The 2,744-nt window shown below is 33.6% G+C and carries 3 protein-coding genes; all 3 read left to right on the top strand.

Going from position 1 to position 2,744, the window contains the following annotated elements:
• Window positions 1–191 precede the first annotated feature (191 nt).
• The gene (locus H5975_RS07760; RefSeq protein ID WP_098047185.1) at window positions 192–869 is read left to right on the top strand and encodes a hypothetical protein; all 678 of its coding nucleotides are present in this window, start codon (window positions 192–194) and stop codon (window positions 867–869) included.
• Window positions 856–1,014, top strand: coding sequence for a hypothetical protein (locus H5975_RS07755; protein ID WP_158227571.1), 159 nt, complete (start codon window positions 856–858; stop codon window positions 1,012–1,014). Before H5975_RS07760 ends, H5975_RS07755 begins: the two co-directional genes overlap by 14 nt.
• Window positions 1,015–1,342: 328 nt before the next feature.
• A complete protein-coding gene (locus H5975_RS07750) occupies window positions 1,343–2,518 on the top strand; it encodes a single-stranded DNA-binding protein (protein WP_152700259.1) in 1,176 nt (391 codons plus the stop codon).
• The last annotated feature ends 226 nt before the right edge of the window (window positions 2,519–2,744 follow it).

Raw genomic sequence — 2,744 nt, 5'->3', positions numbered from 1 at the left:
ATTAATTGTCATATTATTACCCCTATATAGCAGTTTATTTACTAGTTAAAATAGCACTTCGATTATGGAGTTTGTCGAAAGGCTAACAAAAGCCGAAATAACAACATTCAGAGCAGATCGAAAACCGGATTATTACCCCTATATAGCAGTTCGGTTTGAGAGTTTTTTAAAAGAGTTTGGATGAACGGGTTTTGAACGACGAAAAACATCAAAAAGCAGTTATGCAAGCTAAAGGATTTCGGGCAGCCGACAACTTACTTAATGGTCTCTATAAAACGACACATTATCGAACTTACCATTCGTATCATAAAGCACTTGCTTTTTCTTCTAAGATTTTGATTTTAGCTTTTCTTTTAGAGCTAATTAGTTTTCTTCCTTGGGTGATTAATAGTTCCTTGATTAGTAGTATCGGATTACTTCTCTTTGTCATTTATTTACTTTATTACTATTGGATTATGTCAAAAGCTCGTGGGATTAAAGCTGACTCCAAAAAAGTAATGGAGATGATTTCAGTTAATGGCTATGTTTGTAAATCTTGGCGAATCTATGATGGAATCTTCGTTACTACAAATCATGAGTCGTTAGAGATTGCTTTCACGCAAGAACATAGTTTCCTATATGACCTATGGCTCATCTTTAGTCATAAGAAGCCGGTTCTTCCTCCAGATAGTCAAGAAATCAACGGACTGAAGAATTATCTTTTTAAGTTGTCACAAATTGATAACAATGGAATCCATTATGTCGCTTATGCTACTTTGACTTCTACTGAGGCACAGTTGCTCAGAGATTATGGGGTTCAAGTGGAACCAATCAGTAAAAAGTTCTTAACTAAGCCCAGCAGATTATGCTTCGGGAATGGGAAAACTTAGATACACATTTTTTAAATTCCCAAAGGACTTTAAGCCATACTTGCTTTCAGTTAATAAAACGGAATACCTGAATGAACAACAAGAAAGGTTAAACGAAAAGCAACATGAAAAGCAGTTAAACAAAAAGATGATGAAACTGCACTAAAAAGGTTATAGTGGCTCTCAAAAACATGCTATAATTCAGTTGTAGTTACTAAATGTAATTATTATTTTCGATAGAGTGTATCTATCTTCGTTTCGTTTTTTCTAGCTTTGTAAGCTTTGTTGATTTTGTTTTGGTGTATCTACACGTGTTTTTTAAATATGATTATGATTAAAGGAACTTCAGCTAAGTGTATTAGGATGAGTTCCTTTTTAGTTTGTTAAGAGGGGGTTGGTTTTTAAGATCAGCTTTCTATTTGTTTTAGTAAATAAAAGAAATGAGGACGATAGTTTTTACAGCTATCGTCCTTTTTATTTGGAGGTATTTAATTATGAATGAAGAAAAGAAAGATATTCGGTTTATTGCTGTCGATTATGGTGATCCAGAAATTCAAAAATTAATGAGTAATGATGATAATAGTTTTGTCGAGATTAATAAAGAAAAATTTGAACGACAAAATGATGGTCTTGAAACTAGTTTTCGTACTATGAACAACTATGTTTCTTTAACAGGTAGTTTGTTGGCTCCTGCTAAGGTTATTAATCACGGACCTCACCAATTTATTTATGCTCAATTAATTGTTGATACTGGCTACTTTAATTCAAGTAATAAGTTTCAAAAGCATCAAGAATGTGTTCCGTTGCGTTTTAACATGTCCATGAGTCGGGTCTTATTATTGAAATCATCCGATACATTACAGATTGCTGGGCGTATTATTCGGTTTGTTGGGGAAGATGATACTGATCCAACTAAAGCAATGTCTTATTACTATATTCAAGTTCAGAATTGTGGCTTAATGTTCCCAATTGCTACTGGCTATACTAATCAAATCTTTTTAACCGGAAAACTACAAGCTGATCCACAAGTAATTATTAATCATTCTCAAAATGATTATAAATTTGTTTCAGCAAACTTAGTTATTCCAGATGGGTATAAAGATAAGAAAGGTAAATATGTTGACCATAAAGAAGTTATTCCGCTTCGGTTCTTTTCTAAGCAGGACGAGATTATGACCGCAAAACAGGGTGATACAGTTCAAATAACTGGATTCATTAAGAGCTGGGGTAATCGTGATCCGAAGAAAGATACCATGCACGCTGCTGCGTACTTTTATGTACTGGTAAAAGGCTTTGGAATTATGTATGGCTCATCAATCAGAAAGATAGTTAAGCATAAATTCTATCCTCGGACACCAAAGAAGAATAATGAAAATAATGATCAATTAGCTAAAATGATTGAGAATATTTCACCAGAAAAGCAAGCATATCTTTTAAGCTTGCTTCAACACAATAACGGACAGCCAGAACAACAGTCTAAAGATGAAACACCATTGGAAGAACCTCAAACAGAAGATGAAGATATTCAGAATATTGATCCTTCAGAAATGGATTCTTTTAATGATGATCAGTCTGAATCAGATCATCTAACTGAAGATCAGGGATCCCAAGATAATGTTTTATCTGATATAAGTAACGAAGATATTTATAAAGCTATGGAAGAACTATAAAACAGCCGTTTGCTAAAAGATGAAGGAAACGGTTTTGAAGGAATTGTAGTAGAAATTTGATTTATTTTTTTGTGGTGGATTATAGAATGAAGTTAGCCACCTAATTGGTGGTAAATACAAAAACGCCATTCGGCGTGACATCAGGTATCATATTAAGTGAATCAAACCTATATGAAAGGATGTCCGTCAAATGACGCACTTAAATGATACCATGCCCACTAACCTT

This window comes from Limosilactobacillus coleohominis, from assembly GCF_016901675.1.
Lineage (GTDB): Bacteria > Bacillota > Bacilli > Lactobacillales > Lactobacillaceae > Limosilactobacillus > Limosilactobacillus intestinavium.
Note: the sequence above shows the minus strand (reverse complement) of the source record. Positions and strands in the feature narration are given on the sequence as shown.